Source organism: Paenibacillus sp. JT31N11 (assembly GCF_056269285.1).
Map to the genome: position 1 here is coordinate 195,893 of NZ_JBWDNQ010000008.1, position 26,055 is coordinate 221,947.

The 26,055-nt window shown below is 52.3% G+C and carries 25 protein-coding genes and 1 riboswitch; of the genes, 4 read left to right on the forward strand and 21 right to left on the reverse strand.

Features of this window, described 5'->3' with window-relative positions; all coding sequences use genetic code 11:
* Positions 1-2 precede the first annotated feature (2 nt).
* The 13 genes from AC0YNV_RS25220 to AC0YNV_RS25280 all read right to left on the reverse strand — a co-directional run bounded on the left by AC0YNV_RS25220 (position 3) and on the right by AC0YNV_RS25280 (position 13,378).
* Positions 3-1,079 carry a carbohydrate ABC transporter permease gene (locus AC0YNV_RS25220; protein WP_475770495.1) on the reverse strand — a complete coding sequence of 359 codons (1,077 nt, stop codon included), beginning with the start codon at positions 1,077-1,079 and terminating at the stop codon, positions 3-5.
* Positions 1,080-1,350: 271 nt separating this feature from the next.
* The gene (locus AC0YNV_RS25225) at positions 1,351-2,793 is read right to left on the reverse strand and encodes a nicotinate phosphoribosyltransferase (protein ID WP_475770496.1); all 1,443 of its coding nucleotides are present in this window, start codon (positions 2,791-2,793) and stop codon (positions 1,351-1,353) included.
* Between the two features lie 197 nt (positions 2,794-2,990).
* Complete coding sequence (locus AC0YNV_RS25230; RefSeq protein ID WP_475770497.1) at positions 2,991-3,512, reverse strand: hypothetical protein; 522 nt, start codon at positions 3,510-3,512, stop codon at positions 2,991-2,993.
* A gap of 91 nt (positions 3,513-3,603) precedes the next feature.
* A complete protein-coding gene (locus tag AC0YNV_RS25235; protein WP_475770498.1) occupies positions 3,604-5,253 on the reverse strand; it encodes a nucleoside recognition domain-containing protein in 1,650 nt (549 codons plus the stop codon).
* A complete protein-coding gene (locus AC0YNV_RS25240) occupies positions 5,247-6,374 on the reverse strand; it encodes an NAD(P)/FAD-dependent oxidoreductase (RefSeq protein ID WP_475770499.1) in 1,128 nt (375 codons plus the stop codon). Before AC0YNV_RS25240 ends, AC0YNV_RS25235 begins: the two co-directional genes overlap by 7 nt.
* 210 nt (positions 6,375-6,584) lie before the next feature.
* Positions 6,585-6,779, reverse strand: a complete 195-nt coding sequence (locus AC0YNV_RS25245; RefSeq protein ID WP_475770500.1) for a DUF1572 family protein — start codon at positions 6,777-6,779, stop codon at positions 6,585-6,587.
* A gap of 20 nt (positions 6,780-6,799) precedes the next feature.
* On the reverse strand, positions 6,800-7,051 hold the full coding sequence (locus AC0YNV_RS25250; protein WP_475770501.1) for a DUF1572 family protein: 252 nt from the start codon (positions 7,049-7,051) through the stop codon (positions 6,800-6,802).
* Positions 7,048-8,082: a DUF3500 domain-containing protein gene (locus AC0YNV_RS25255; RefSeq protein ID WP_475770502.1), complete on the reverse strand. Its 1,035-nt coding sequence runs from the start codon at positions 8,080-8,082 to the stop codon at positions 7,048-7,050. The genes AC0YNV_RS25250 and AC0YNV_RS25255 overlap by 4 nt, the downstream gene beginning before the upstream one ends.
* A 136-nt stretch (positions 8,083-8,218) precedes the next feature.
* The gene (locus AC0YNV_RS25260) at positions 8,219-8,392 is read right to left on the reverse strand and encodes a DUF2197 domain-containing protein (RefSeq protein WP_475770503.1); all 174 of its coding nucleotides are present in this window, start codon (positions 8,390-8,392) and stop codon (positions 8,219-8,221) included.
* Positions 8,393-8,498: 106 nt separating this feature from the next.
* Positions 8,499-9,044 (reverse strand): QcrA and Rieske domain-containing protein, encoded by a 546-nt coding sequence (locus AC0YNV_RS25265; RefSeq protein ID WP_475770504.1) that lies wholly within the window; start codon positions 9,042-9,044, stop codon positions 8,499-8,501.
* Positions 9,037-9,927, reverse strand: a complete 891-nt coding sequence (locus tag AC0YNV_RS25270) for an alpha/beta hydrolase (protein ID WP_475770505.1) — start codon at positions 9,925-9,927, stop codon at positions 9,037-9,039. Before AC0YNV_RS25270 ends, AC0YNV_RS25265 begins: the two co-directional genes overlap by 8 nt.
* Positions 9,928-11,248: 1,321 nt before the next feature.
* Positions 11,249-11,929, reverse strand: a complete 681-nt coding sequence (locus tag AC0YNV_RS25275) for a glutamine amidotransferase-related protein (RefSeq protein WP_475770506.1) — start codon at positions 11,927-11,929, stop codon at positions 11,249-11,251.
* 120 nt (positions 11,930-12,049) lie between these two features.
* A complete protein-coding gene (locus AC0YNV_RS25280; RefSeq protein WP_475770507.1) occupies positions 12,050-13,378 on the reverse strand; it encodes a voltage-gated chloride channel family protein in 1,329 nt (442 codons plus the stop codon).
* A gap of 288 nt (positions 13,379-13,666) precedes the next feature.
* Positions 13,667-13,730: riboswitch (Fluoride riboswitch) on the reverse strand.
* Between the two features lie 207 nt (positions 13,731-13,937).
* Here AC0YNV_RS25280 and AC0YNV_RS25285 point away from each other — a divergent pair.
* A complete protein-coding gene (locus AC0YNV_RS25285; RefSeq protein ID WP_210040708.1) occupies positions 13,938-14,093 on the forward strand; it encodes a DUF1540 domain-containing protein in 156 nt (51 codons plus the stop codon).
* A gap of 152 nt (positions 14,094-14,245) precedes the next feature.
* Here the strand turns inward: AC0YNV_RS25285 and AC0YNV_RS25290 are convergent, their stop codons facing one another.
* The 4 genes from AC0YNV_RS25290 to AC0YNV_RS25305 form a co-directional block, all read right to left on the reverse strand.
* Positions 14,246-15,232, reverse strand: coding sequence for a D-alanyl-D-alanine carboxypeptidase family protein (locus AC0YNV_RS25290; protein ID WP_475770508.1), 987 nt, complete (start codon positions 15,230-15,232; stop codon positions 14,246-14,248).
* A 214-nt stretch (positions 15,233-15,446) separates the two neighbouring features.
* Positions 15,447-16,535 (reverse strand): sensor histidine kinase, encoded by a 1,089-nt coding sequence (locus tag AC0YNV_RS25295; RefSeq protein ID WP_475770509.1) that lies wholly within the window; start codon positions 16,533-16,535, stop codon positions 15,447-15,449.
* Positions 16,525-17,220 carry a response regulator transcription factor gene (locus tag AC0YNV_RS25300; RefSeq protein ID WP_210040706.1) on the reverse strand — a complete coding sequence of 232 codons (696 nt, stop codon included), beginning with the start codon at positions 17,218-17,220 and terminating at the stop codon, positions 16,525-16,527. Before AC0YNV_RS25300 ends, AC0YNV_RS25295 begins: the two co-directional genes overlap by 11 nt.
* A gap of 51 nt (positions 17,221-17,271) precedes the next feature.
* Positions 17,272-19,071 carry an ABC transporter ATP-binding protein gene (locus AC0YNV_RS25305; RefSeq protein ID WP_475770510.1) on the reverse strand — a complete coding sequence of 600 codons (1,800 nt, stop codon included), beginning with the start codon at positions 19,069-19,071 and terminating at the stop codon, positions 17,272-17,274.
* Positions 19,072-19,250: 179 nt separating this feature from the next.
* Here AC0YNV_RS25305 and AC0YNV_RS25310 point away from each other — a divergent pair, with 179 nt between their 5' ends.
* Positions 19,251-19,616, forward strand: coding sequence for a glyoxalase superfamily protein (locus AC0YNV_RS25310; RefSeq protein WP_475770654.1), 366 nt, complete (start codon positions 19,251-19,253; stop codon positions 19,614-19,616).
* Here the strand turns inward: AC0YNV_RS25310 and AC0YNV_RS25315 are convergent.
* Positions 19,585-20,583 carry a serine hydrolase domain-containing protein gene (locus tag AC0YNV_RS25315; protein ID WP_475770511.1) on the reverse strand — a complete coding sequence of 333 codons (999 nt, stop codon included), beginning with the start codon at positions 20,581-20,583 and terminating at the stop codon, positions 19,585-19,587. The genes AC0YNV_RS25310 and AC0YNV_RS25315 overlap by 32 nt on opposite strands.
* A 219-nt stretch (positions 20,584-20,802) precedes the next feature.
* Between AC0YNV_RS25315 and AC0YNV_RS25320 the strand changes: the two genes are divergently transcribed.
* A complete protein-coding gene (locus AC0YNV_RS25320; protein ID WP_475770512.1) occupies positions 20,803-21,582 on the forward strand; it encodes an alpha/beta hydrolase in 780 nt (259 codons plus the stop codon).
* 57 nt (positions 21,583-21,639) lie between these two features.
* Here AC0YNV_RS25320 and AC0YNV_RS25325 read toward each other — a convergent pair whose 3' ends face one another.
* Entirely contained in the window at positions 21,640-22,956 is a 1,317-nt protein-coding gene (locus AC0YNV_RS25325; RefSeq protein WP_475770513.1) for a beta-propeller fold lactonase family protein, read from the reverse strand.
* 183 nt (positions 22,957-23,139) lie between these two features.
* The gene (locus AC0YNV_RS25330; protein ID WP_475770514.1) at positions 23,140-24,120 is read right to left on the reverse strand and encodes a LysR family transcriptional regulator; all 981 of its coding nucleotides are present in this window, start codon (positions 24,118-24,120) and stop codon (positions 23,140-23,142) included.
* A gap of 349 nt (positions 24,121-24,469) precedes the next feature.
* On the opposite strand from AC0YNV_RS25330, the gene AC0YNV_RS25335 reads away from it, so the two are divergent.
* Positions 24,470-24,679 (forward strand): helix-hairpin-helix domain-containing protein, encoded by a 210-nt coding sequence (locus AC0YNV_RS25335; RefSeq protein ID WP_475770515.1) that lies wholly within the window; start codon positions 24,470-24,472, stop codon positions 24,677-24,679.
* A gap of 228 nt (positions 24,680-24,907) precedes the next feature.
* On the opposite strand, the gene alr is transcribed toward AC0YNV_RS25335, so the two are convergent.
* Positions 24,908-26,041: an alanine racemase gene (gene alr, locus AC0YNV_RS25340; protein ID WP_475770516.1), complete on the reverse strand. Its 1,134-nt coding sequence runs from the start codon at positions 26,039-26,041 to the stop codon at positions 24,908-24,910.
* Positions 26,042-26,055 lie beyond the last annotated feature (14 nt).

Sequence of the window (26,055 nt, forward strand, 5' to 3'; positions counted from 1 at the left end):
CATTAATGCATATAATGAACCTTCTTCTCTCCATAGCGCAGCTGCAGCCATGTCAGCCCCAGCAGCAGGATGAACAGCAGCATGGAGACTGCTGATGCGTAACCAACCTGTCCATACACATAGAAGCTTCGGAAGATGTACAAAGGCAGCGACATTGTCGAGCCAAGCGGACCACCCTCGCCGCCCGAGAAGACATAGAATGCATTAAAGGATTCAAATGCCCCGATGACTGATACGATCGTAAGCAAAAACCAGGTCGGAGACAGCAGCGGCAGTGTAATATGGCGGATGACGTTCCAGGTGCGCGCGCCATCTATGCGGGCTGCTTCGGTCAGATCATGCGGAATCTGCGTCATGCCGGACAAGAACACCACAATCTGGAAGCCAAGGCTGCTCCATATCGAGAACAGGATGACGACGCCAAGGGCCCAGGTCGGGCCTGCGAACGCCGTTGGAATCGATGCCGGCCAGCTGCCGCCAAGCGTGTTCAGCAGCTTGACCAGGATCGGGTCAGGATCCGTGAGCCACTGCTGAGGCGTTCCGCCAAAGAAATTGACGGCCGAATTGGCAAGCCCCACGCTTGGATGGAAGATCCACTTGAACACAATTGCCGCAGCGACTTGAGAAGTAATATAAGGCAGAAAGAAAAGCACGCGCAGCAGCGTTTTTCCTTTGGTTATATGAAACAGCACATAGGAGACGAAGAACGACAGTAGCAGCGTCAGCGGAATCGTACCGATAGCGTAGAAGATGGTAACCATGAACGCTTGTCCGACTTCTCCCAGCTGCAAGCCCGACATGGGATCGTTCACGATGAGATCCTCTCTGAAGACGCGCATATAATTGTCGAAACCCACGAACCGTTCCGGCACATAACCCCATTTCCATAAGCTGATCCACATGCCGAACACAAGGGGCCAATAGCGGAACAGCAGCAGCAGTACCAGTGCCGGCAGGGCATACATCAAGCCTGTCAGGGCTTCTTTTCTTTTCCGTCTCGAACGAGGCTTGACGAGCTTGCGTTCCTGAACCTGTTCGATAGGCTTGGCATCCAAAGCGGCAGCCTCTTTGACAAGCACGGGGGATTCTCCTCTCTTGGCAGCTTCCTGATTTATCTTACTCCGTTCATTCTAGAGAGAAAGTGTTCGATATGGATTAGAGGCACGTAAAGAGATTGTTGTGAAGTTTACCGTTGTTTACATAAATCGGCATGTTAAAATGTTAAAACGGTCATTTCAGCAGAATAAACGGTTAACTCCGGGGTGAAATCGGTTATTTCACATTATCCATCCGATAAGCTTGCAAAAAAACCCGAGGCGGGCTTGCCTCGGGTTGATGCATTATATTCGTTTATCCTTGATGCTTCCGGATCAATTCCATCTTCAGCTCCCAGGCCTCGCGGCTGAGGTTAACCCGGAACATCTCGGGGTTGAGCTTCCGCAGATACTCCGGCCAGAATAACTGGATCTGCTCTTCGTGATACGTTCGGATATCCTCCAGCTTGGGCAGCGGATACGCAAGAGCGCCATCCAGAAATATCGGATGCAGCAGCGGCACACTTTCATAATCCTTTACCGTCCGGCTTCTATAGGAATGTACGGGATCAATCAGGTCCAGCGGTTGTCCATGCAAGATATCCTGCTCGTGGCGCAAAGCGATGTAATCTGCCTCGGCTTTCCCTGTTGCCTTGCTGATAATCCGGTAGATTTCCTTCACTCCGGGATTGGACACTTTATCCGGATTCCCCGATATTTTAATAACCGGCTCGTATTCCCCGTTCTTCTCTCTTGCGACCAGCTTGTATACACCGCCCAATGACGGCTGGTCAGCCGCCGTAATTAACTGGGTCCCTACGCCAAAAACATCTATTTTTGACCCCTGCGCCTTCAGATTCAGGATGATGTTTTCATCAAGATCCCCTGATGCGATGATTTTGACATAAGACAGCCCAGCGTCGTCAAGCATCTCTCTCGATTGTTTGGAAATATAGGCCAGATCTCCGCTGTCGATGCGGATGGATTGGATTTTTTTGCCCATTTGCTCCAGGTGCCTGGCTGTTTTTATGGCATTGGGGACGCCGCTTTTCAACGAATCGTAGGTATCCACGAGCAAAGAAACCTGATCGGGAATCGCTTCGGCAAATTTGCGGAATGACTCTTCCTCCGTATCATGATCCTGTATCCAGGAGTGGGCATGTGTGCCTTTTGTTGGAATGCCGAACAATTTGCCTGCACGCAGGTTGGAGGTCGCATGAAACCCGGCAATATAAGCCGCCCGCGCTCCCCATATGGCCGCATCCGCTTCCTGGGCCCGCCTGGTGCCAAACTCAAGCAGCGTTTCAGTTGGAGCCACTTGTTTTATCCGGGAGGCTTTGGTGGCGATCAAGGTTTGATAATTCATGAAGTTAAGCAGCGCCGTCTCAAGCAGATGCGCTTCGAAGACTCTCGCTTCGACACGAATCAAGGGTTCATTCGGAAAGACAAGGGTCCCTTCCGCTGCGGCATGGATATGTCCGGTAAATTTGAAATGCCGCAGCTCCTCGAGAAATCCATCCTGATACTGCTCCTCCTGCTCCTGCAGATACATGATGTCCTCTTCGTCGAACGCTAAATTTTGAATGTAATGAATGATTCGTTCCAGTCCGGCAAAAACCGCATACCCGTTCCCAAAGGGCAATTTGCGGAAGTACGCCTCGAAAACCGCCCTATTGTTCAAGGATCCATGCACCCAATGGGCATACATCATATTGATTTGATATTTATCCGTATGTAAGGTCAAATTCTCATAGTCCAAGCCAATCACTCCCTAACTCCACTATTGTCAACGCAGCCTGCATAAATACATTCCTTAAACAACTACCCGAGGGGCGCGAATTCAAACCATGGATTCCCAAGGGCAGCTGCCCCGATGTAGATATAACAAAACACTTCCCCTCTCAGCTTGGCCCAAACGGGGACCTTAAGCTGGATAAAGAAGTGTTTGGACTTCATCTATGACGAGCGTTCAGAGCTGTCCTGCCGGTTCACAGTCACGGTCTGACGCTGGCCTTCAAGGAATTGCTCCGCGCAGCGCCCGATCAGCAGGCAGAAGCTTCGATTATGTCCGATAAAGAAGGACGAGAGATCGTAACGGCCCCGCGAAGGCTCATGGATGACCAGCAGCCGGTGGCGCATATAGGCCATGGCAAATTGGACGAATTGCTCCGTTTGCTCCGATTCAAGAAAGGTAATATAAGCATACAGCGAATGATCCTCCGGTTCATCCAGCATGCTTACGCCCGCGCAGGAAAACTCCGTGCTGATATTCATTTGCTGAAACAGCAGCAATGCCCGGTGCAGCTCCACATCGACTTCAATGCCGTCAAGCAGGGCGGTTTTCTTCGGATGGCGGGTAGGAGGCTTCACAAGCTCCACCCACTCGGCTATTTCTCTTCTTCTGCGTCCCCATCGTTCTCTGGACTGGCCGCTTAAAATAATCTCTTCGTTCCCGCTGTCTGTCTGATTGGCTGCCAATATCTTCATTCCCCCTAGCCTTAAGAAGCGGAAGTTGCCGCTGCTTTCATTGTACATCCCTGCCGGATAAAAAGAAATTGCGGCTGCTCGATTATCCTATCACCATAATCATAGAGGCTGACACCACGGAAGTGACGGCCTGCTTGCCGGCCATTGATCCGGCGAACCGCCAGCCAAGCTCCTTGCGCACCGTCCACAGCGTCACCAGACAAGCCGTCAGCGTCGAAGCCAGATAGACAAGCACAAGCAGCTGCCCTGCGCTTAGCGTCTGCAGAAACGCGCCATTATCCTGATTGAGCGTCAAGAGCCCATCCTTGCGCAAAATGGAGAAAATAATCCCTCCGGCAGCTTCCTCCGGCAGGTGAAACCATCCAAGCAATGGAGCCGCCAGCCTCGCCAGGCGGTCCATAATCCCAAGCTTCTCCAGCAGCGTGGCCGCCAGGCAGATTCCGATAAAAATGGGCATCGCCTGCATCAGAAATTGCTTGATCACCGAACGGACGCGCCAGCCTACCGCGCGCAGCGAAGGGGGCTGCAGGAAGGTCTTCGTTTCATAAAGCGGCCTGTGCAGCTCTTGACCCTTGCTCCTATTCCAGATCCGGGTGTGCAGCGCTCCAATCACAAACAGCATCGCCAAATAGGGAACAAACAGCCACGGATGACCGCCTGAGCCAAAAACAGACAGGGAAGCTCCAATCTGATAGCTGCAGGCCGAACCGAAGGCAATCAGGGATACACAGGATTTCCGCGAGCATGTGCTGCAGGCTCTGCTCTGAAATACAGCCACCACATTGCAGCCAAACCCGGAGAGAACAGGAATCAGGTCCCGTCCGCTGAGCCCGATAACATGCAGCCATCCATCCAGTGCATCGGTTATCCGATCCTTCAAGCCGCTCTCTTCAGCGACAGCAACGCTGATCCCGAGCAGCAGCACCACAGGAAAAGCCCACAGGAACGAATACACTCCCAATGAAATCATGCCGTAATCGCCAATCAGCAGGGATTGGATGAAGGCCGGGCTTGCATTCAGAACAGAGCGGAGCGGATCAATCACATGCCGGTCGGCGATTGGCTGCAGCCATTGGGAACCCAGATAAGCAAGCAGAACAGGCACGGCAAAGAGCAGCAGCGTCGTAAGAAGAGCAAGAGGCCTTCCCAGCAGCGGATGCTCAAACCAGGTATGCTGCGGCGTTATCACCGGCAGCCGGGGTGCAGGCCGCAGTACGGCTTTTTTGCGGACAGGCTTCGCGGTATCGATATATTCCAGCAGCTGCTTTCGTTTCACGACGGTCAAGCTGCGGGAATCGACGCTTAGTACAGGGATGCCGAGCCAGTCCTTGTAGTGCAAAACAAGCTTATGCAGCTCATCGGACGCTTTATCCTCAAAGGTCAGAACCAACAGGGTTCGTTTGTCCTTCAGCATCAGGCTGTCCAGCAATAGAGGCAGTTCGACCTGCGCATGAGTGCCGCGGACAACCAGAACTACAGCATCCGCGCCCTGAATTTCACCAAGCGCCAGCCGGGTGGTGACACTGTCATCCTTCATCCGGATTCCGGGCAAATCGACCAGATCCAGATCATCCGCTAGCCTGGCCCGCCGGCTGCTCACGGTCGAGCCGCGAAAGTTGGACTCCTCTCCCGTATCCATGCCGGACAAGCCGCGAAACAGCGCCGATTTCCCGGAGGATTCGAAGCCAACCAGAACCGCGCTGCGCCCCTGCTCCTTCACATGCCTCAACACTGGCAATCCTCGCCGCAGCAGGACAAGTCCTCCAGGAGGAGACCTGCTCTGCGGTATTCCTCCAATGGAGCCTTGGAGAGTCCAAGCCCCTCGGCTATAGCTCCAGCCACAACGGCAAAGCGCTGACGGAATTTATATATGAAACAGAACAGGAGATCGCCGTGCACGACACCAGGGCCGGACAAAAATAATCCGGGAGTATGTGTCGATTCATCATTTTGGTTAAGCAGCGCATGGCCTTTACCGTCCATTTCGAACAAGGATTTCACAAGGCCCAGACTGCTCTTGAAGCCCGTCGCAAGAATGGGGGGATGCGCGGTTTTGACAAAACGCTCCGTTCCCGCCGCATCCTCGCAGTAAATCAGAAACCCGCCATCCTCGGATTCCGCCACCCAATGAACGCTGTGGCCGCTCAATAATTCTACCTGATCCCCGTTCTGAAGCTCATTCAATCGGTCCTTGGTGTAGGGAGACAGCTCCACGCTGGGGTCGCTGCTTCCCCGCTCGCTGAACCGGTCATTGCGGTCAATCAGTGTAACCTTCCTGCCAAGCCGTCCCAGATGAATCAGCGCATCCGCTCCGCTCTCATATCCGCCAATGATTACGAACTCCTCGCCCTCAAGGCCGCTCCACTCGCTGATCAGGCTGCTGTGATAGCAATGCTCGGCCCCTTCGAATCCATCCAATCGGGGATATTGGAATTCGCCTGCCGCCCAGATGACATAACGGCTGAACAATTGACCTTGGGTCGTTTCCAGTACAAACCCGTCCTCCACCGGTGAAACAGCCGTCACATCGATGCCGGTCCGGATCGGAAGCTCTCTGAAATCCGCTACCGCCTGCAGGTAATCCGCGTAATCCTCTCCGGACGGATGTTCGGTTTCCAGCGTGTAGGCAGGCGATGTCTTAAGCGCCACCGCGTTGAGGTCCAGCATGCCGTAAGCATTGCCGGTGAACGACGGGGTAATCATGCGCATCTCCTTCGGCCACATCAGGAAGGAGGCGCCCACTTCGCTTCTTTCCAATATGCCAAAACGCTTCACGCCCAAGTCCTTTAACACACAGCCCATTCCAATACCTGCTGCACCCGCTCCAATTATAAGGCAATCGAATTGTTCCATTGATTTGCACCTCTTTTGAATGACCTTCTTGATCATTTGTTTTATATAGTAATTTTTACGATAAAAGGCGATAAAAAAGAGCCGTCAGGCTTCAGCCACGCATTTATAGGGAGCAGCGCTTAGGCTATATCTCATATAGGCATCTGAATATCCCACTAATATGTAATTATTACGATTATAAAACGAAAATCAATAACAGTCAATTTGTCATTAAATCGAGGTTGACCGGTATTGATCCCTGCGGAACCATTTTGCGAGATATAGAATCTGTCCCATATGCTCGGAATAATGGGCAGCACATTGATGCAGCATGTCCAGGTGAGTCCGCTCTTTATTCCGGACAATTTGTGTTTCCAGCCACTGTTCGGGCCTCATTTCGTGCAATGTCTGGAGGATCAGATTCATATCGTCTTCAATAAGCCGCTTTAGATCGTCGCATGCAGCAAATACGGGGATCCATTGGGTCCCCGCTCGTATTCCCGATGCAAAATACCTTTGGCGATGCGCTCCTGAACATTGCTGTGAATATGTTGGATGAGTGCCGAAATACTGTGGCTGGCCGGATCAGGCGAGGCATTCACCTCTTCGTCGGATAGTTGGTCCAGCGCTTTCACGGTGCGCAGCCTGATTTCCCCGAATTTCCCGATCAGCCAGCTTCTATTGAATGCCTCATTCATTTGATTTGCTCCGTATGCCCATTCTCTTGCAGACCGAAGCAAGCGCCATAGTCGGCTGCCTTGTCCCGCCAAATCGTATGGATCTGAACCTTGTCCCGGTAGGCGGCGCCTTGCAATCCAGCCAGTTCAATCCATACCCGCGGTCCGTCTATCCGAATATACGATTTGCTGTTCATGACATCGGATGAGCCATTCCAGCCGATATAGGTTTGATTAATTGCCTCTTCCGACAAGTAGGCTTCCAGCAGCTCCTTGGCGGTATCTGCATGTGCCGCCATGACCCAGGATGCTATGGCATGACCGATCAGGTCCCTCTGTTCCTGAGAAAGCGCCGAAGCGGATAGTCCCTTCGGTGCTTCGGGAAAATCCCGGTCTTTGCCCGGACCGAGAATAATGTCTCCTATTTCTCCTTCAATTGCCGCGGTTCCAAGCTGCGATGTGCTTAAAGTATTCAGGAATGCGGCAAGCGCGCCGATCCGTCCGGCCATGGCTTCCACCTCCGCTTCATCCGCCTTGAAGGACTGTGGCTCTACACCGACGAACATGGGGGTCGCGCTGGTTTGTTTCCCGTTGCAGACAAGATTAACAGCCAGATGATGACCGGTGATCTGCAGCATCCATGGGGTGTTTGCCGACGGCTTGCCATAAATCGCGATGTAATAAAGCTCGCTGCCCCACTGCATGCCCCCCGCATCCTGCCGCAAATACTCATCGGCCCTGATGATCTCTATCATTGTTTTATAACCTTCGGCGCTGAGCGCTGCTTCTGCGAGCGCATGGGCCGCCTTGAGACTTTTCCCCTCTAAATCACCCAGCCTCAGCCCGTGACGAGCGGCATCTCGGATTGGGAGGTTCGACCATACCGCTGTGCTGGCTTCGTTGAAATCATATTGAAGGGCTTCTAATTCTTCGGCCGATAATGCAGCCATAAATTCCTCAGCCAAGGCTTCAACAGATTGTGTGGTCGCCCTGCCTGCGCCGCCTTGTTCCCCGTGTGACGAATAAGCCTGTATATTTTTATCTGTGAGCATATTTATTTTCTCCCCTCAATGGTCCATTCACATTGGATACACTTGATTGCCGGATATTTTTCTCCGAGGCCGCGAATCTCTTAATCTGAATGAGTACGGTTTCAACAGTTCGTATTGTCGGGCTGCTCGACACCTGTCAAAGAAGCCGTCTGCCAAAATTCAGTCTCGCCTCAAGCTCGACCTTCCATTTGCACTCTTCGCAGCAATGCATGCCCTTCCTGTTTTGCTTCACCTGCTTGAAGATTTTTGTTCCTGCCATCGCTATAAATTTTTTCTTGCACAGATAACATTGGACTTCATAATCCGCCATGTTTACCAGACTCCTTTTTTGAGAAGTGAGCGGCTTCTGCCTTCGTGATTCTCTTATGGTCCGGAACCGCGTTATATTATCCATGATATCACAACCGGTCATGCAATCATGAAGAAATGCTTCCTTTTATCGGTGCCAAAATATCGATATACACTTTACCGTCCGCGACAAGCGCCTCATACGAATCCAATCCCTGCGAAACCACGCCAACTGCGTTACCTTTGTCATCGAATTCGGCGCCATGACAAGGGCACTGGAAGAACAAATTTTTGGAGCCGCCGCGCTTCTCCACCGGAACCGGATCAATCTTACAGCCCAGATGCGTACATGCAGGCGACAGAATAAGCAGCCCGCCTTTCGCATCAACCGAGACGTAGACAAAACTTTTGACGGGTTTGGTCACCCAGGCGTCATGGATCGTTGCCTCATAATGGATCTTATTCATGCCCTGAAGGGCCGTTAACTGTCCAAGAATACCGAGTTCAGCCATATGGCTTGGAATCTCCTGGGAGGCAGGCACTCTATGCTTGAGTGCTCCATAATAAAATAACCCGGTGCTTCCCGCCACCAATCCCGTTATTCCTAACGCTAATTTGCCGGATGTGCTGAGGAAAGCCCTTCTGCTGATCTTTTGCGGAAGCCGTTCATTCATAGTCGTTCGCCTCCCTGGAATAGGTTAACTGGATCTCATCAAGAAAACGGTGGCTGACCAGAAAATCATCGATCCGTCCCAGCGCCTGCAGGACCTCAACCTCCGCTGCCGTATAATCGAACAGGATAAAAGCGTGCTTCAATTCTGCGTACAAGACCAGCTCCGCTTCATTGCCGGCCGCAGTGTAAGCTTCATAGAAGCGCACCGCATCCTCGGGTATAACAACCTCATCTTCTAATCCATGTATAATCAGCATCGGCGGTTGACCGGCTGCCACATTGTACAGGGGGGACAACGCTTGCGCATGTTTATGCCGTTCCATCCAATTTACCACAGGCTGCCCGCTCTCACGCTGCGGGATCATCATCTTCCATTTGCCTGTGAAATCAACGATTCCGTTGCAGTTAACCACCAGATCGACTTTCGCCGAAGTTGCCAGATCCTCTCCAGGCTCATCGCAGCCTGCCAGCGTCGCCATACTCGCGGCCAGATGTCCTCCTGCCGAGTCGCCGGCCACGGCGATCCGGTCTGGATGAATACCGAATTGCAGCGCATGTCCGCGAATATAACGAATCGCGGATTTGCAGTCGGAGATGCATTCCTCCACGCTGCGGGCAGCGCCGTCTCCCGGCAGCTCGCCTTCCTGCGGGAGAAGTCTGTATTGCACGCTGAAGTTCACAGCGCCGCGTCCGGCAAACATCCGGCAATGCCGCCCGAAACGTTCAGGCTCTCCGCTTCTCCAGCCGCCGCCGTGAATCCACACGATTGCGGTCCGTTTGTCATCCGCGCGCCAGCTCTCGGGCTTGAACAGAAGGAGCCGAAGCTCATATCCCACGCCGCGCTTATAAATGATTGTATCATTCTTCAGCTCTCTGTCCGGCATAATCGTTCCCCTTCATCGTAAGCAGAATAATATCTGCTCCTATTTTACCAGATACATGCAGGAAGTAACGGCTATCGCCGATCTCTGAGGACTGTAGCTTTCTTTATACCTCCGTTCATCCATGGCTGCCGCTCCCCATCAAGACCTTGTTAGAATTCACGGATACATTCATTCGGTCTCACCTTCTAAAGTATATTTGAGTATCCCTCTAGCTAAACCCCATCCTATTTTTTTCATCTCTAAAAATGCGGCCCAGTCCCCGGTACTTCATTCAATTGTTCGGTGAAAGGCTGAGCGCCGATCGGCAGCTCCAGCACGAAAAAACCTTCTTCCACACCTCGCAGGCCCGTTAATCGGCCCTGCAAAAGGGAAAAACCTTGCTGCAGCGCTGCTTTGGCGCTTTCATTGCACGATCGGTAGCTCCAGCAAGGAAAAACCTCCTTCCACACTTCGCAGGCCCGATAATCGCCCCTGCAAAACGGAAAAACCTTGCTGCAGCTCTGCTTTGGCGCTTTCATTGCACGATCGAAAATTCCAGCAAGGAAAAACCTCCTTCCACACTTCGCAAGCCCGATAATCGCGCCTATAATAAGGAAAAACCTTGCTGCAGCTCTGCTTTAGCGCTCGCATTGCACGATCGGTAGCTCCAGCAAGGAAAAACCTCCTTCCACACTTCGCAGGCCCGATAATCGCCCCTGCAAAACGGAAAAACCTTGCTGCACGCTGTTCCAACCACTAGCATTAATACAGGCTGCTGCGCCAAGCCCTGATTATACTTTGAGAGTATAACTATCAATAAAGCAGACGACATTTTTCTTGGGCTTCCAGTGGATCCCAAGAAGCAGCAGCGGCTCTCCCCGTATCGGTCGGCGTACCGGTGAAGACATTCGTCATGAAGGAGTCGTTCTTCTGGTATTGTCTCAAGCTAAGCCCTGCGGCGAAGGTGTATTGCGACAACATTCTGAAGTTAAGGTCGAATTCGACAACCTTCCGGAGGATTGCGCGGCGATTCCGGTGCCGAGGCTTATCCTTCAGCCAGTCCTGGAGTTGGCCCCCTTGACCCCAAGCTGCGCTTCCAGCTCATGGGAATAAATATTGCTGTTTAAAACTTCGCCGGCGGCGAAGTTGACACCGCTGTTCGTCATCCGGATCAAAAATCGGCAAATGATCAACGATCCGGGTTCCCGCCGTCCGGCCATCCCCTGGAAACGCTGGAAGATGGAAATTCCATGGCGGTCTGATCATGATGGAGGATTTACTGTGACACAGGAGAGAGCTTGCTTCACGCGAAGCGGAATGAGGAGTTATGCGGTACCTTATCTTAACGGGATGCGTGTTCCAGGAATGCATCAACAAGGCAATGGGGTGAAACGGGCGTTGAACGAAGCTGGGGAACAAATAAGGTGCCGATATAGAACGGATGCTCCGGCATTTCAATCACACGCGGCTCTCCGCTGCTATCTGATCCGGTTATGAGGAGACCGGCGTTCTCAAGTTCCGTTATGTAGGCGGCATTCAAACCAAAGCTGCATCTGAACGGCTCTGTCACCTCTTCCGTTTGGTAGATGTCATAGACGCGGGAAGTCTTCATGATGATTACTTTCACGTCTTGGCCTGCGAGGGAGCAGCTGAGCCTGCTTATGATCAGATTCCTGGCGGCAGGATTCTGCTCTTCATGACCGATATCCTCAATCTGCAAAACATTTCTCGCAAATTCCATCACCATATATTGAAAACCGCCGCATGTTCCAAGAACCGGAACTTGATTCTGCCGCGCATATTGAATCACCTGCAGCACGCCATCCAAGGATTCAGGAACGCCGGGAGCAATCCAATAGCCGTTATAATCATACATCCGATCCTTGACGCCGGTTGGCGGGATCCAGTCGATCCTGGCGCTTATTCCTGCCCTTTCGGAGGAATGGACAAGCGCTTCCTGCGCAGCCTGCTGTGAGGGATATGCCGGGTTGAAGTCCCCCACGATACCGATTTTCATTTTCATTGGAATTCCCTCCTTTATCATTGAAACGGCATTTCGAATCATGATTATTATACCAACGAATTAAAATACTGGTAATGGTCCCGGTTCATTTTCGGATGCCTTGCCTGGTTTAGGGCTTGATTACTTCACCCTTCTGCGGTAAGCAGCGAGCGTTGCATCAGGGTCGGATCCCCTCATTCCAATCTTGCCTGCACCAATCCGCTGCGACGTGTAGATCCCGGAATGACCGGAGAACAGGTAACCGACAATAGAGGCCATGAAGATATAGATCATCGCATCGGAGCCAAATAATTCAATGCCGAGAATAAAACAGGCGATGGGTGTATTCGTCGCGCCGCTGAACACAGCAACAAGTCCCAGACCCGCCATGAACGGCAGGCTGATATGCAGCAGGCTTCCAAGCGCATTGCCAAGTGCGGCGCCAATAACGAAGAGCGGCGTCACCTCGCCTCCCTGGAATCCGGCACCGAGCGTGAGCGATGTAAACAAGGTCTTCCATAGAAAAGCCAGTGAGTGAACAGGCTCCGTAAAGGACTGTACGAGCAGCGGAATGCCAAGGCCCAAATAATCGCGGGTACCCGCAGCATAGACAAGCGCGATAATGATCAGTCCGCCGATGAAGCTTTTCAGCGCCACATGAGGGAACAGCCGCGTGAACAACCTTTTACAGGCATGCGTAAGCTCGCTGAACAGCAGGCTGGTCAGCCCAAACAAAACAGAAGCGGCCAATACCTTCACGATAACGAGCCAGCTAATGCCCGGTATGCCGCTCATTGCGTATTGAACATGATGAATCCCCCATGACTTGGTGACGAGATCGCCGACGAAGCTTGCCGCAAAGCAGGGCAGCAGCGCCTCGTACCGCAGCATCCCGATGACCGCTACCTCCATGCCAAACACCGCACCGGCAAGCGGTGTCCCGAAGACGGAACCGAACCCTCCGCTGATTCCGCACATCAGCAGGATGGCGCGATCCGTCCGGTTAACCTTAAGCCTCTTCCCCAGCCATTCCGCCATGCTTCCGCCCATTTGCACGGCCGTTCCTTCGCGTCCCGCCGAACCGCCCAGCAAATGGGTAATGACGGTGCCGGCAAGAACGAGCGGCGCCATGCGAAACGGAATCCTCTCCTGACCGTTGTTGACCTGTTCCAGGATCAGATTGTTCCCCTTGGCAGAGCTGCCGCCAAGACGAAGATAAGCATAACTCACCAGTGCCCCGCCGAACGGCAGCAGAAACAGCAGCCAGGGCTGACTGATTCTCTCTTCTGTGGCATAGTCCAGCGCAGCCAGAAATAATGCGGAGGCCGATCCTGTCAAAATTCCGATTAACGCGCCGTATAAGACCCATTTCATAAAGCTTCCCGTGAGTACAAAATGCTGCAAGAGCTGGATACGCCCTGCATAACGCTTATAAAAAGAGGATTTGCCGCCTGCTGAACCGTCTTGCATCACATGAACCTCCTGTTGCTGCGCCGCCAGAGAGCGGCGTTTGCCGTATCTTCTTGGAATATAAGAAAATATAACACCTCTCATACTTTGCTTATATTTCTAAGGGAAGATACCTGCTGCGTCGCTAGAGAGCGGCTTCAGCCGTATCTTCTTGAAATATAAGAAAATATAACACCTCTCATACTTTGCTTATATTTCTAAGGGAAGATACCTGCTGCGCCGCCAGAGAGCGGCTTCAGCCGTATCTTCTTGCATCCGGACAAAAAAAACAGACTCCTACCAGTGTTTCCACCGGTAGGAGTCATCAGCCCGTTAAGGGCGGTTTGCGGCGAACTCCATCGCCGTTAATAGCTGACCTTATTCTATAGCATGTCGGCCGGCTCGGCAAGACCAATTTTTAATAGATTCCGGAAATGCAATTTGCCGGAGCTGCTGCGGGGGCGCCGAAACTAAATTACAATCTCTTCCGTACAGCAAGAAACAATAACTTGGCGGCACAGGTATAAAACAAGCAGGTAAACGCCCATCCTAAATAAATGGACGGGAGGTGAATCAATCCATGGCTAAAGATGTTTTATGTGAAGTAAACTCCTGCAAGCATTGGGCAGCGGGCAACCACTGCAATGCGTCTTCCATCTATGTGGTCAACAACCGGAGCAAACAAGCGAGCAACTCAGAGGAAACAGATTGCAGAACGTTCGAATCCAAACTGTAGATCCGAAATGCGGACAGCCTTTGCCAGAAGGCTGTCCGTTTTCTTCTTGACTTTATCGAGTTTATATTCACCCGTTTCTTCTTCATGCAGGATCTTATGAAGACAGTATTGCCAATGGTGATAATAATTATCAGTGAGAATGGAAATTACTTTTATCGGATCGACGCAATATTCTTTTCGGCCGAGGAACCGTGAATCGCCTTATCCATGGCAAAGCCGTAATTCAGCAGCGTTCTGGCATCATACCATACCCCTGTCGATGTGGAATGCAGCACCACCGCAATCAGGTTGGCGGATTGGCGGCTGGCGGATGCTACAAGGCAGTACCCCGCTTTTTCAGTAAAGCCGGTTTTGATCCCGGTAGCGCCATCATAATAATTCTCATCCGTATTTTGTAGGAGCTTGTTGCGGTTTACGAACGTTTGGGTCTCCTGCCCCGCAGTGACGGAACGCTCGGTCTCGCTGACGATCTGCTTGAACAATTTGTTCTTCCTGGCTTCCTTCGCAATGATCGCAAGATCATACGCCGTCGTATAATGATCAGGATCATGCAGACCGTGAGGATTGACAAAATGGGACTCCCTGGCTCCCAGCTCCTTCGCCTTATCGTTCATCAGATCCGCGAAACAGCGGATTCCCTCTTCTGCGCTGACCGCCCAGCCCAGCTCCTGACTCGAAATATACCGGGCAATCGTCCGGGCTGCGTCATTGCCTGATGGAAGCATCAAGGCAGAGAGAAGGTCGCGCAGCGAGAGCTGCTGTCCTTCGTATAGTCCGGCCGAGCTCTCATCCGGCGTTCGAAGCTGTGCCTCATCCCCGACCGTAACGATGGCATCCGGGTCACCTTTCTCCAGCGCGATCAGCGCCGTCAGTATCTTGGTCGTACTTGCCGGATAAAGCTTCATATGCGGATTCTTGCTGTACAGGATCTCCCCCGTCTTCTCGTCCATCAACAAGGCGGCTTCCCCCTGCAGCGTTCCAAGGGACGAACCTCCGCTGTTTAGTCTAAGATTGGAAAGTCCATGAACAAGATTGGATGTTTTCTGTCTCATCAATTCCCAATTCGTTAATATCGCATAAGCCATCGTGATCAGAATTACGAGCTGAACGGACTTTTTCATTATTGCGGCATTAAGCATGGCCTGCGGGCTCCTCTCCATTTTTCGAAGGGAAGAAATATAGGCCGGCTGTCCGGCAAGGGGCGCAGCCGTTTCTTCTTGTAGCCTTAGTATGAAGGCAAGCCATTAATGCCCGGATAAGAAAACATAACGAAAACCTTACGGTTCTCTAAATAAAAATAACAGCTGCATGCCGGGTTATGAGTGCCGGTATGCCGCTGTTAGATGATTAGGCTTATAGCTCCTTGAGCCTTACCGAGAAAACAGTCCGCTCTATATCGCTGCTCACATGAATGCTGCCCTCATGCATCTCCACAATTTGCTTGGCAATGGCAAGCCCCAGACCCGATCCGCCCGTATGCGTGGAGCGGGATTTCTCCACCCGGTAGAAGCGGTCGAAAATATGCGGCAGATCCGATTGCGGAATCTCTTCTCCATAATTCACGACGTCGATCAGGATATGCCCATTGTTCCGGCTTCCGAAAATATCCAGCACCCTGCCGTCTTTGCCGTACAGGATGGCATTTGTGATCAGATTCTCGAAGACTCTGCGCAACCTGTTGCCGTCCGCAAATACATACAGGGCCGGTTCTTCAAAATGCAAACGCGCCGTAATTTGAGCCTGCTCCAGCTGAAGCTGGAACTGCTCGGCCAGCTGATGCAGCATTTCGATCAGATTGATTTTCACTGCCTGCAGCTTGAACTCATGATTGCGCAGCCGGGTGAACTCGAACAGGTCATGAATAATCTGGCTCATCCGCTCCGATTCCTCATAGGCAAGCGAAATGTAATAACGCAGCTCCACCTCGTCGCGGTACAGATCCTGCTCAATCAACCCCAAATAACCCGTGATCGAGGTAAGGGGAGTACGCAAATCATGCGAAACATTCGTGATCAGCTCATTCTTGGTCTGCTGGGAGCGGCGTTCTTCTTCCAGCGACAGCTGCAGCTGCTCGACGAACCGGTTAATATTGAAGGCAAGCTGGCTCAGATCGCCGCCTTCCTTGACCGGGACTTTATGCGTGAAATCGCCGCTCGCGATATGCTGGACATTGGCCATAATCTGTTCCAGGTACTGGGCGCGATAGATCCGTTTATCCCGCTTGAAGAAATAAAAGAGGGAAATAAGAAACAGCGGAAAGAATAAAACAATGAGAATATTCGGAAACCCGATATAATCCCTGATCAAAATATAGAAATCCATTAAATTGGCTTTAAAAAAAACAGTGTCGCGGAGATACGCCGCAGAGAACAGCATAATAAGCAGGACAGCTATCGTTGTCGCAGCGCTCCAGAAGAAGGGAATAACCCATCTAAGCTTCAATTTTGTAGCCGACCCCCCACACGGTGTGAATCAGCTTCTCGCCTTCCATTTCCTTCTCGAGCTTATCTCTCAGCCGGCTCATGTGGACGGTAACGGAATTGTTCGTCTCATAGTATTTTTCTTTCCAGATCATCTCGAAAATATCCTCCGAGCTGAAGACCCGCCCTGGCTGGCCTGCCAACAGATGCAGAATGCTGAATTCGATGGGCGTCAGCTTGATGACCCGCCCCTCAAACATGACTTTATGGGTCAGCTTGTCTATTTCAAGGGATTGAACATGAATAATATGATCGGCCTGCTGCTGCTTGGGCTGTGTCTGATAATACGTCCGTCTGAGGAGCGACTTCACGCGCGCCACAAGCTCCAGCGGATTAAACGGCTTGACCATATAATCATCGGCGCCTGTCATCAATCCCGTGATCTTGTCCATATCCCCGTCTTTGGCGCTGATCATCAATATCGGCGTCGTTTTGTTCTCGCGGATGCGAAGACAGACGCTGAGCCCGTCCAGGCCAGGCATCATAATATCCAGGATAACCAAATCCACGGGCTCCTCATCCATCAGCTCCAAAGCGCGCAGGCCGTCGCTTGCCTTGATAATGGAGAATCCTTCGTTCATCAGATAGATTTCGATTAATTGGGCGATCTTGGGATCGTCGTCGACGATTAATATTTGTTTGCTCAAAGCGCTCATCCTTTTATGTCAACTTTCTGAACTTCCTTTAAGACGAATGGTCTATACAGAAAGTTTAACATATTCGTCGTGATCATTCAGCCGCAGCTGCTGCGTGGCAAACTCGCGGTACATCACATGCGACTTGAGCAGCTCCTCATGCGTTCCGCTGCCGGTGAGCCGGCCTTTCTCGATAAAGAGTATCTGCTCTGCTTCCACGACGGTTGCCAGCCTGTGGGCGATCACAAGCGTTGTCCGGCCTGCCATCAGATTTTTGAGCGCTTCCTGCACGACGACCTCCGATTTGCTGTCCAGACTGGATGTGGCTTCGTCCAGCATCAGAATCTTCGGATCGCGCAGCAGCGCCCTGGCAATGGCAATACGCTGGCGCTGACCGCCGGAGAGCTTGATTCCCCGCTCTCCCACCTCGGTGTCGTAGCCCTTGGGCAGCTCGCGGATGAAGGTATCGGCATAAGCCATCTTCGCAGCCTGCACCAGCTGCTCCTGGGTCACCTCATGATGGATGCCGTAGCAAATATTTTCACGAATTGTGCCGGCAATCAAGGGACTTTCCTGGGAAACGTAACCGAACTGGCTGCGCCAAGACTGAAGCGAGAACGTCTGAATTTCATCCAAGCCCAACCGTATGGAGCCGGAGGTCGGTTCGTAATACCGTTCCAGCAGCGAGAACAAGGTGGTCTTGCCTCCCCCGCTCGGGCCAACTATCGCCGTCACCGAGCCCGGATTCACCTTGAAGCTGAGGTCGTGAATGACAAGCTCCTCCTGTCCGTAAGCGAAGGATACATGGTCAATGGAAATGACCTGATTCGAGCGCTTGACCTCGATGCCGCTCACATGATCCTCTTCTTCCGTATCGAGAATCTCAATGATGCGTTCCGTGGCTCCGATCGTTTTCTGAAACTGGGTAAAGAAGGTCGTGATCTGGCTCATCGGCATCACGATCTGGATCAGGTACAAAATAAAAGCAACCAGTTCCCCTGCCGACAGCGCGCCCGATGATACGCGTATCCCGCCATATCCGATAATGACGACCAGCAGCATCATCATCACGAAGAACATCAGCGGTGCAATCAAGGCCTGAACCTTCGCTTCGCGCAGGCCAAAGCGGAACAAATTCGTAATGCCCTGCTTGCCGTTCCCATACTCCTTGGCCTCGGCATTCGAGGATTTGACAAGACGGATTTCCGACAATACCTGGGTCAAAATCGTAGTGAAGGAGGCCGTCTCCTCCTGCAGTCCCTTGGATATTTTGAACATTTGACGTCCCAGCGGCACAAGGAACAAGGCGGCGACCGGAATAACGCCCAGCATGACAGCGGTCATTTTCCAATCCATATAGAACAGCACCACAATGGAGCCGATCACGGAGATGATCCCCGTGAAGAAGCCCGTCATATGCTCGGCGATTAAGGATTTGACGACGCCGGTATCATTGGTCATCCGGCTGATCGTCTCCCCTGTGCGGTGGCTGTCGTAGTAGCTTACCTTCAGGATCAGCAGCTTTTTCCACAGCCTGTCGCGCAGCTCGGCCACAACCTTCTGACCGATCCGGTTGAGCATATAAATGGAGAGGCCGCTGGCAATCGTCTGGACGACGAAAATCCCGCCAATGAGACCGATTTGACCGAAGCTCAAATTGCTGATTGAGAAGCCGTCGACGAGATTTTTCGTGAATAAAGGGATAATCAGCCCGACAAGCGTCGCAGCCACGCTCATGATGACAGCGATTGTCAGGATCGGGATTGAAGGTTTGGTCTGCCTGATCATCTTGAGAAATAATCTCCAATTTCCCTTGGAAGCCGGAGGCCCGCTTGCCTGGGTGGTGCTGACTGTTGTTTCCATCGTAAATGACTTCCTTTCTGCCTGTAGGGCGGCACGCGAATGTTGAGGTTATGTGCTTAAGCTTACATTCGTTTTTTGAACGGAATATGAACACCCTTGACAGTATTTCCGCTTCAGTGCCATGATCGGATGTAGAACCAATACGTTTGGAGGGATCGTAAGTGGCAGACAAGATCACTATGAACCGCGTGACACCGATACTGCGTATTTTCGACGAGGCCAAGGCCAGGGAATTTTATGTGGATTACCTTGGCTTCAAGGTGGAATGGGAACATCGTTTTGAAGAAAATTTTCCGCTTTACATGGAAGTATCATTCGGTGAATGTGTTCTGCACTTGTCCGAGCATCACGGAGACTGCAGCCCGGGCTCGGCGGTACGCATCGCCATGACTCAGCTGAAGGCCTACCACAGCCGGCTGCTGGAGCAGAATTACAAGTACGCTAAGCCCGGAATCGAAGAAACGCCATGGAATACAGCCGAGGTGCGGATCGCCGACCCTTTTGGCAACCGGATTATATTCTATGCTCCCTTGCAAGCGGAATAATCCAATCATGGAGCAGCTGCTTTGCACAGATGGAGCGGCTTCTTCCCTCCGGTTCCTTGCGAATGGCGGTCACGAGTGCAAGCTCCGGTATAACGAACAGATACTGGCCGCCATATCCCTTGGCAAAATAATAATCGACGCTCCCATTGAGCTCTCTGGGAGAAACCCACCAATGATAGCCGTACTCCCCGAAGATCGGCGGCTCATAATGCTGCAAGCCCTGGTGATGCCTTGATGTCGAGCTCTCCACCCAGGAAACCGGGACGAGCTGCTCGCCGTTCCACATTCCTCCTTGCAGATAGAGCTGCCCGAACTTCGCCATATCCTGCGCGCTTATATGGAGGCCCGTTCCTCCCTCATGAATACCGGAGGAGCTGTTCCACCTGGGCCTTATGAAGCCAAGCTTGTCGAACAGATGCCGCTTTGCGTAGTCGTAAACCGGTTCACCCGTCGCTTTCCTCAGAATGGCGGACAGCAGATGCGAGCCTCCCGAATTATAGGTAAAAGCTTCGCCAGGCGTATGAGCCATAGGCTGGTCCAATATGAAGGAAACCCAATCCGGGGTGCGTCTCATCTTCCAGTACGGCTTATCGAAATCAGGCCAGTGAAATCCTGGCGTCATGGTGAGCAGATGCTCTATCAGAATTCCGCGCTTTCGGGGATCTTCCGCTGATGCCACTTCTGCAAAATAATCCGCAATGGGCTGCTTCACCCCTTGTATGCAGCCTTCACCGATCGCAATGCCGATAAGAGCGGATAAAATGCTTTTGGTCAGGGAGTAGACGGCCCCGACGCGATCCTCGCCTTTGTCATGCCAGCTCCACGCCGTCCTGCCGTCCAGCAGAACGACTGCATCCTTGATTTTGCTGGACTCCAGATGGGCTGCGGCTCCGGTTTCAAGCCTCCGGAAGGCTTCGGTCGTATGTTGATCCGCTTCCTTCAAGGCAGCGTCACTCGTTATTTGCAAGACAGCTCACTTCCCTGCTTAAGTTTATAATTCCGCTTGTACGATCCATCTGCAGATACGTTATATTATAGGCTGTTTCACCATCCATAACCAAATAAACCAAGACGTATGCCTCACAGCGGCCTCAAAATGTTATCCTTTTGGAAGGACTTCCGATTTTTATGTTGAACATATAGGGCGTAGCAGGAAAATTTCGATTTTATGGGGGAATGGATTTACATGGCACTTATTCAATGCGATTTTTACTCGGAGGCGCTCGGGCTCAGCACTTCAATGAATGTGATTTTGCCTCAGACGACGTATTCCCAAATTGGAATGGAAACGCAGTCACACGGAAACAAGCACCGGACGCTGCTGCTGCTTCACGGCTTGTCCGACGATCACACTATCTGGCTCCGCCGCACCTCCATCGAACGTTATGTTGCGCCGCTTGGCCTTGCCGTCGTTATGCCCGCCGTAGGACGCAGCTTCTATACCAATATGGTCAGCGGTCTGGATTACTGGACCTTTATCAGCGAAGAGCTGCCTGCGCTGGCACGCTCCTTCTTCCCGCTTTCGGACCTGCGGGAGGATAATTTCGTCGCAGGCCTGTCCATGGGCGGATATGGCGCCTTCAAGCTGGCGCTCAGCCATCCCGATCGTTATGCAGCCGCGGCAAGCTTGTCCGGCGCGCTTGATGTGACCGGCTTTTACAAGGACCGGAACAAAGACCTTGATCTGATTTATGGCAGCGTCGAGCAGCTGCGAGACAGCCCTAATGATTTGTTCAGACTGGCGTCGGATGCCGCGGACCATCAGAACCCTCCCCAGCTCTTCCAATGCTGCGGCACCGAGGACTTTCTCTATCAGGATAATTTGCGTTTCCGCAAGCATGCCGGGGATCTGAAGCTGCCGCTCACCTATGAGGAGGAGCCGGGCAGTCACGATTGGGGCTACTGGGACCGCAAAATACAGCGGGTGCTGGAGTGGCTCCCCCTTCATGAGCACAGCAACGCATAAGCTTGCTTCAACATAGTACGGCATATAGACCTTCAATCCGGGATTGAAGGTCTTTTTCTACATGAGCATGATAGGCGTGACGGCAATTCCGGACGGGAAGCTGCCCGTAGGCAGAACGGCGACCGGCATATGATTCTGCGTGTCGATAACGGCGACATATCCGAAGGTCAGGACGGTTGCGTAAACTTTGGACCCGTCGCTGGTCACGGCCAAATCGCTCAGCTGGCTTCCTTCGGGCAGATCGATCATGGTGAGCATTTCGTTGCGCGACAGATTAATCGCCATAATTTCGTCGCTCCCCCGGTTCGCCACATAGGCGAGCGACCCGTCAGGCGTGATGACGATGCTCTGGGGATCACTGCCGGGAATTAAAGCGATCGTCTTCACAATCGTTCCGGTCTGGCTGCGAATGACATAAATGCGCTCATAATAGATATCCGTTACATAAATGAATGTGCCGCAGGGGGTAATCGCAAGAGCCGAAGGCTGGCTTCCTTCCGGCAGCTGGAGCATGGAAATCGTGCGTTTTGAAGTATCCAGGACAACGACGGCTCCTGCGCTGATGAGGCAGCAGTAAGCGTGTTTTCCGTCCGGCGCAACCGCAATATAGGATGGGTCGCAGCCCTCCGGCAGCGGGATCAGCTTGAGTATCGCAAGCGAATTTGTATCGATGATGGCAATGTAATCCGCCACGAGAGTTGAGACATACGCGATTTTCCCGTCTGGAGCAATGGCTGCTCCCAGCGGTACGGCATTGGCGGGGAAATGAATCTCGGCGCGTATGGACTGGGTGAAGGAATCGATCACTTTCACTGTCTTGTCTCCCGGACAGGTCACGTAGACGTTCGAGCCATCAGGGGTGATGGCCACCTGTCTTGGACTGCTGCCGGCGTTCAGCGGCAAGGTCGCAATCCTCGTATCGGTAGAGGTATCGATAACGGTGAGACTGTGCTGGGTGTGATTGGCCACATAGGCCAAGCCTTTCTCATCCCGGTTCGCGGTCCGCACTGCGGGCATTGGATGGATATGAAGCATATTTCCGTCCGCATCCAGCTCAACCGCCATGGCTGCAACATCGCGTCCGCCAGGACCCCCGGCGACGATACGAATGCCGAAGCTCTGAAGATTCTGCAGCGTATGGCTGATGGCAAATGCGGATTCCTCCTGCTGCGCCGGCGCAAGTGCAACAAGCCGAATCGTGCGCACCTGCTCGCTCCCGAATTCCCCCTCATCCCGGACAGATCCGGAATGGAATCTGTAGCTTTGAATGCCAACCACAGCATGATGCCTTCCCCTGTTAACAGCTCTGATGGCGATCGTTATCGAATTGGGATGATTGCGGTTCAACAGCATTCCTGTATCCAATATCGGCATTCAATCCGCCCTCTCCATGCTTTCATTCTCTATGCTATGAAAGGATAGAAGAATGCGCGAGGGGTATCTCACTATATCACGAAGATAGATTTATTCCGCAAATCAAATTGTGCTTTCCCGGCATGTAGTCCGCTACATTAATCCTTTGCGCATGCAGAAACATCTTCCAACTGCCCCGGAAAATCAGCGGGGACGTTCATGCATGACAGTCTGCTTATGCGGCAGTCCGACCAGGTGATTAGCCTTGATCAGAGGCACCGGAGCTGCAGCGGGAGCCTGTACCCATTTGGTTTTCACCGTATCGTTCAGCATACGGATGAAGCTGCGCCCTGCGTTGCCGATGAATTTGTCCTTGCGGTAAATCAGGCAAATTTCCTCCTGCGGCCTGGGACCGGAAAGCGGTATCAGCTTAATGTCGCTCAGGCCGAGGATTTCCATGGGCACGCGGGATACAATCGAAGCGCCCACACCGCTGCGGATCAGCTTGATCAGGGAAGAGGAATTGGACGTCTCGATATGCGGCATCAGCTGGAATCCCAGCTTACGGCAGTGCTCGTTCACAAGCTGCCGGCACTGGTGATCGCTCGTGAGCATGACCGTCTTCATATTCTTGATGTCCTCAAAGCCAAGGATATCATGAACGGCATAAGGATGATCAGCCGCGACTGCGAGAATCATTTCATCTTCATACAGCGGCACGGCCATCAAGCGCTCGTCAGGATCCGGGCGCATGGCTATACCCAGATCGGCTTCCGATTGCAGCACCTGATCGACCACCCGCGTGGAACCAAGAATCGCAAGCGATACCTCAGGATAGGCGCTGTGATAATCGGCTACCATCTGACCGAGCAGCAGATCAACCGCCCCCGGAATGACACCGACCCTCAGCCTGCCTCGTTCCTGGGTACGCATTTCAGAAAAATAATCCTTCACATACTCGATACGCTGAAAAATTTCCTCGCACTGCTCGTACAGCACCTGCCCTGCTTCCGTGATCGCAATCCGCTTGCCAAGCCGGTCAAATAATGGGAGCTCCATCTCTTCTTCCAGCACCTTGATCTGCTGGCTTAACGTAGGCTGGGAGATGCCAATAGACTCCGCTGCTTTGGAGAAATGCAGCTCCTTGCAAAGCGCCCGGAAATATTCCAGCTGTCTCAGTTCCACTTGATCTCTCCTCATTCCCTGATTATAGTCTGTTGCTATTATAATAATAGATATTATCGTATTGATCAATAATAATTCGATCCCTATACTCGCAGGTGGTATTCTTGCTGCGATATGCACTTTCGCGCTTTATCGTCAAAGCCGCGCCGATGAAGCAAAGGCCGGCGCACGGAAGCCGAATCCTGCCGGGGCGGTTAGCGCGGAATCATAAATGGAATTTTATGGATAGTTTACTTCTAAACCTGATTGGTAATATGCTACGATAAAGGCAATAAAACGGAGTATTCCATTAATAATAGGGAATTAATCTACCCAACAAAGAAAGGGGGATACCAGGATGGAGAAAGATATGAACAGCGAAACTGGACTGGAAAGCAATCTTCCCGATGGTTTAGCCAAACCTGCACGACGGGCGCTCATTGCGGCCGGGTATTTGCGGCTTGAGCAGCTAAGCAAGCTCCGCGAGTCAGATCTGCTCTTGCTGCACGGCATGGGGCCCAAGACGCTGGGTCAGCTCCGCGGCGCCCTGGCTGCCAGGGGCGAAACATTCGCCGAGTGAGCAAACCACCATATAGCTGTCGAAGAAAAAGCAGGCACTTCAAGTATCCTGCTTTTCTCTGATAGCATATAAATTTATACCATAAATTATTAATGTCATTAAATTATAGACTTGAACCGGCATCTTGCTTATCCTCTGGCTAATAATCGCAGCAAAAAGAAAGCTCCCCGTCAAAAAGAAGCTTTCTAACAACCAGTTATTCTCCGTCCCACTTGTTCCTGTATGATCCTAATCGATATAAATGCGGGTCACTCTGGTTGTCAACGCAGCCGATATCTCCTGCCCCGCACCTCCCAGATTGGCAGCCAACTCCTCACAGGTGATGCGCTCGCGGCCATTCTCACCGATTAGCGTAACCTTCGTGCCTACCGCATATTCCCGGGGCAGACGAATCATTATCTGATCCATCCCGATCTTGCCGATTACCGGTACTCTATGTCCGTCAACGATCATTGGTGAATGCCGCAGGCTTTGCGACCATCCGTCGGCGTAACCGATCGGAACCGTTCCCACCCACTCATCCATGCCTGCCCGGTATGCCTGGTCGTAGCCCACATACCCGCCTTTCTTCAGCCGTTTCACCTGGATCAGGCTGCTGTACAGGCTTAATGCGGCATCCAGCTTCACAGCGCCCGCTGCTGTCCGGGGGCCAAAGCCATACATGGCCGCTCCGATCCGCACCATATCCATAGCCATCTCCGGAAAGCGCAGCGCCGCAGCGCTGTTCGCGCAATGGAAGACATTCACATGAACCTGCGAGCTTGCGACCCAGGCTATCATCTCCCGAAAACGGTCAAATTGTGTCCTCAAGTAACCGGTATCGGCGCCGCCTGCAGTGGCGAAATGGGTAAACACCCCGTCCACGATGATGTCGGATGCGCGCAGCCAAGGGAGCATTTCCTCCCATTCCGGTTTCTCCCGGATTCCGAGCCGGCCAAGACCTGTGTCCATTTTGACATGAACCTTGAGCGAGAAAGGATAGAAGGTATGCATACATACCCGCCTCATTTCTTTGAACCATGCTGCCGACGTAACGGTCACCATAAGATCGTATTCAATCGCGATTGGAACCTCCTGCGGCTTGATCGGCGTCAGAATGAGAATCGGCAGCTCGATGCCCTGCTTCCTGAGCTTCAATGCTTCGCTCAAATAAGCAACTCCCAATGTATCGGCTCCGGACCTTACCGCTATTTTAGCCGTTTCCAAAGCGCCGTGACCGTACCCGTCCGCTTTCACGACAGCCATCAGCTTGGCGGATGCAGGCAGGCGCTTTTTGATTGTGCGCAGATTGTCCCCGATGGCCGATAAGTTTACTTCTGCCCACGTGTTCCGGTATATCTCCGATGCGACAGTTGTTATCATGGCTTACCCCTCCC

What these genes read in the sequence shown, in the direction of transcription:
- AC0YNV_RS25240 (WP_475770499.1), bottom strand. Translation starts at nt 6,374, where the DNA reads ATGGAACAATTCGATTGCCTTATAATTGGAGCGGGTGCAGCAGGTATT.
- AC0YNV_RS25245 (WP_475770500.1), bottom strand. Translation starts at nt 6,779, where the DNA reads ATGAATCTGATCCTCCAGACATTGCACGAAATGAGGCCCGAACAGTGG.
- AC0YNV_RS25250 (WP_475770501.1), bottom strand. Translation starts at nt 7,051, where the DNA reads ATGAATGAGGCATTCAATAGAAGCTGGCTGATCGGGAAATTCGGGGAA.
- AC0YNV_RS25255 (WP_475770502.1), bottom strand. Translation starts at nt 8,082, where the DNA reads ATGCTCACAGATAAAAATATACAGGCTTATTCGTCACACGGGGAACAA.
- AC0YNV_RS25260 (WP_475770503.1), bottom strand. Translation starts at nt 8,392, where the DNA reads ATGGCGGATTATGAAGTCCAATGTTATCTGTGCAAGAAAAAATTTATA.
- AC0YNV_RS25265 (WP_475770504.1), bottom strand. Translation starts at nt 9,044, where the DNA reads ATGAATGAACGGCTTCCGCAAAAGATCAGCAGAAGGGCTTTCCTCAGC.
- AC0YNV_RS25270 (WP_475770505.1), bottom strand. Translation starts at nt 9,927, where the DNA reads ATGCCGGACAGAGAGCTGAAGAATGATACAATCATTTATAAGCGCGGC.
- AC0YNV_RS25275 (WP_475770506.1), bottom strand. Translation starts at nt 11,929, where the DNA reads ATGAAAATGAAAATCGGTATCGTGGGGGACTTCAACCCGGCATATCCC.
- AC0YNV_RS25280 (WP_475770507.1), bottom strand. Translation starts at nt 13,378, where the DNA reads ATGCAAGACGGTTCAGCAGGCGGCAAATCCTCTTTTTATAAGCGTTAT.
- AC0YNV_RS25285 (WP_210040708.1), top strand. Translation starts at nt 13,938, where the DNA reads ATGGCTAAAGATGTTTTATGTGAAGTAAACTCCTGCAAGCATTGGGCA.
- AC0YNV_RS25290 (WP_475770508.1), bottom strand. Translation starts at nt 15,232, where the DNA reads ATGCTTAATGCCGCAATAATGAAAAAGTCCGTTCAGCTCGTAATTCTG.
- AC0YNV_RS25305 (WP_475770510.1), bottom strand. Translation starts at nt 19,071, where the DNA reads ATGGAAACAACAGTCAGCACCACCCAGGCAAGCGGGCCTCCGGCTTCC.
- AC0YNV_RS25310 (WP_475770654.1), top strand. Translation starts at nt 19,251, where the DNA reads ATGAACCGCGTGACACCGATACTGCGTATTTTCGACGAGGCCAAGGCC.
- AC0YNV_RS25320 (WP_475770512.1), top strand. Translation starts at nt 20,803, where the DNA reads ATGGCACTTATTCAATGCGATTTTTACTCGGAGGCGCTCGGGCTCAGC.
- AC0YNV_RS25325 (WP_475770513.1), bottom strand. Translation starts at nt 22,956, where the DNA reads ATGCCGATATTGGATACAGGAATGCTGTTGAACCGCAATCATCCCAAT.
- AC0YNV_RS25335 (WP_475770515.1), top strand. Translation starts at nt 24,470, where the DNA reads ATGAACAGCGAAACTGGACTGGAAAGCAATCTTCCCGATGGTTTAGCC.
- alr (WP_475770516.1), bottom strand. Translation starts at nt 26,041, where the DNA reads ATGATAACAACTGTCGCATCGGAGATATACCGGAACACGTGGGCAGAA.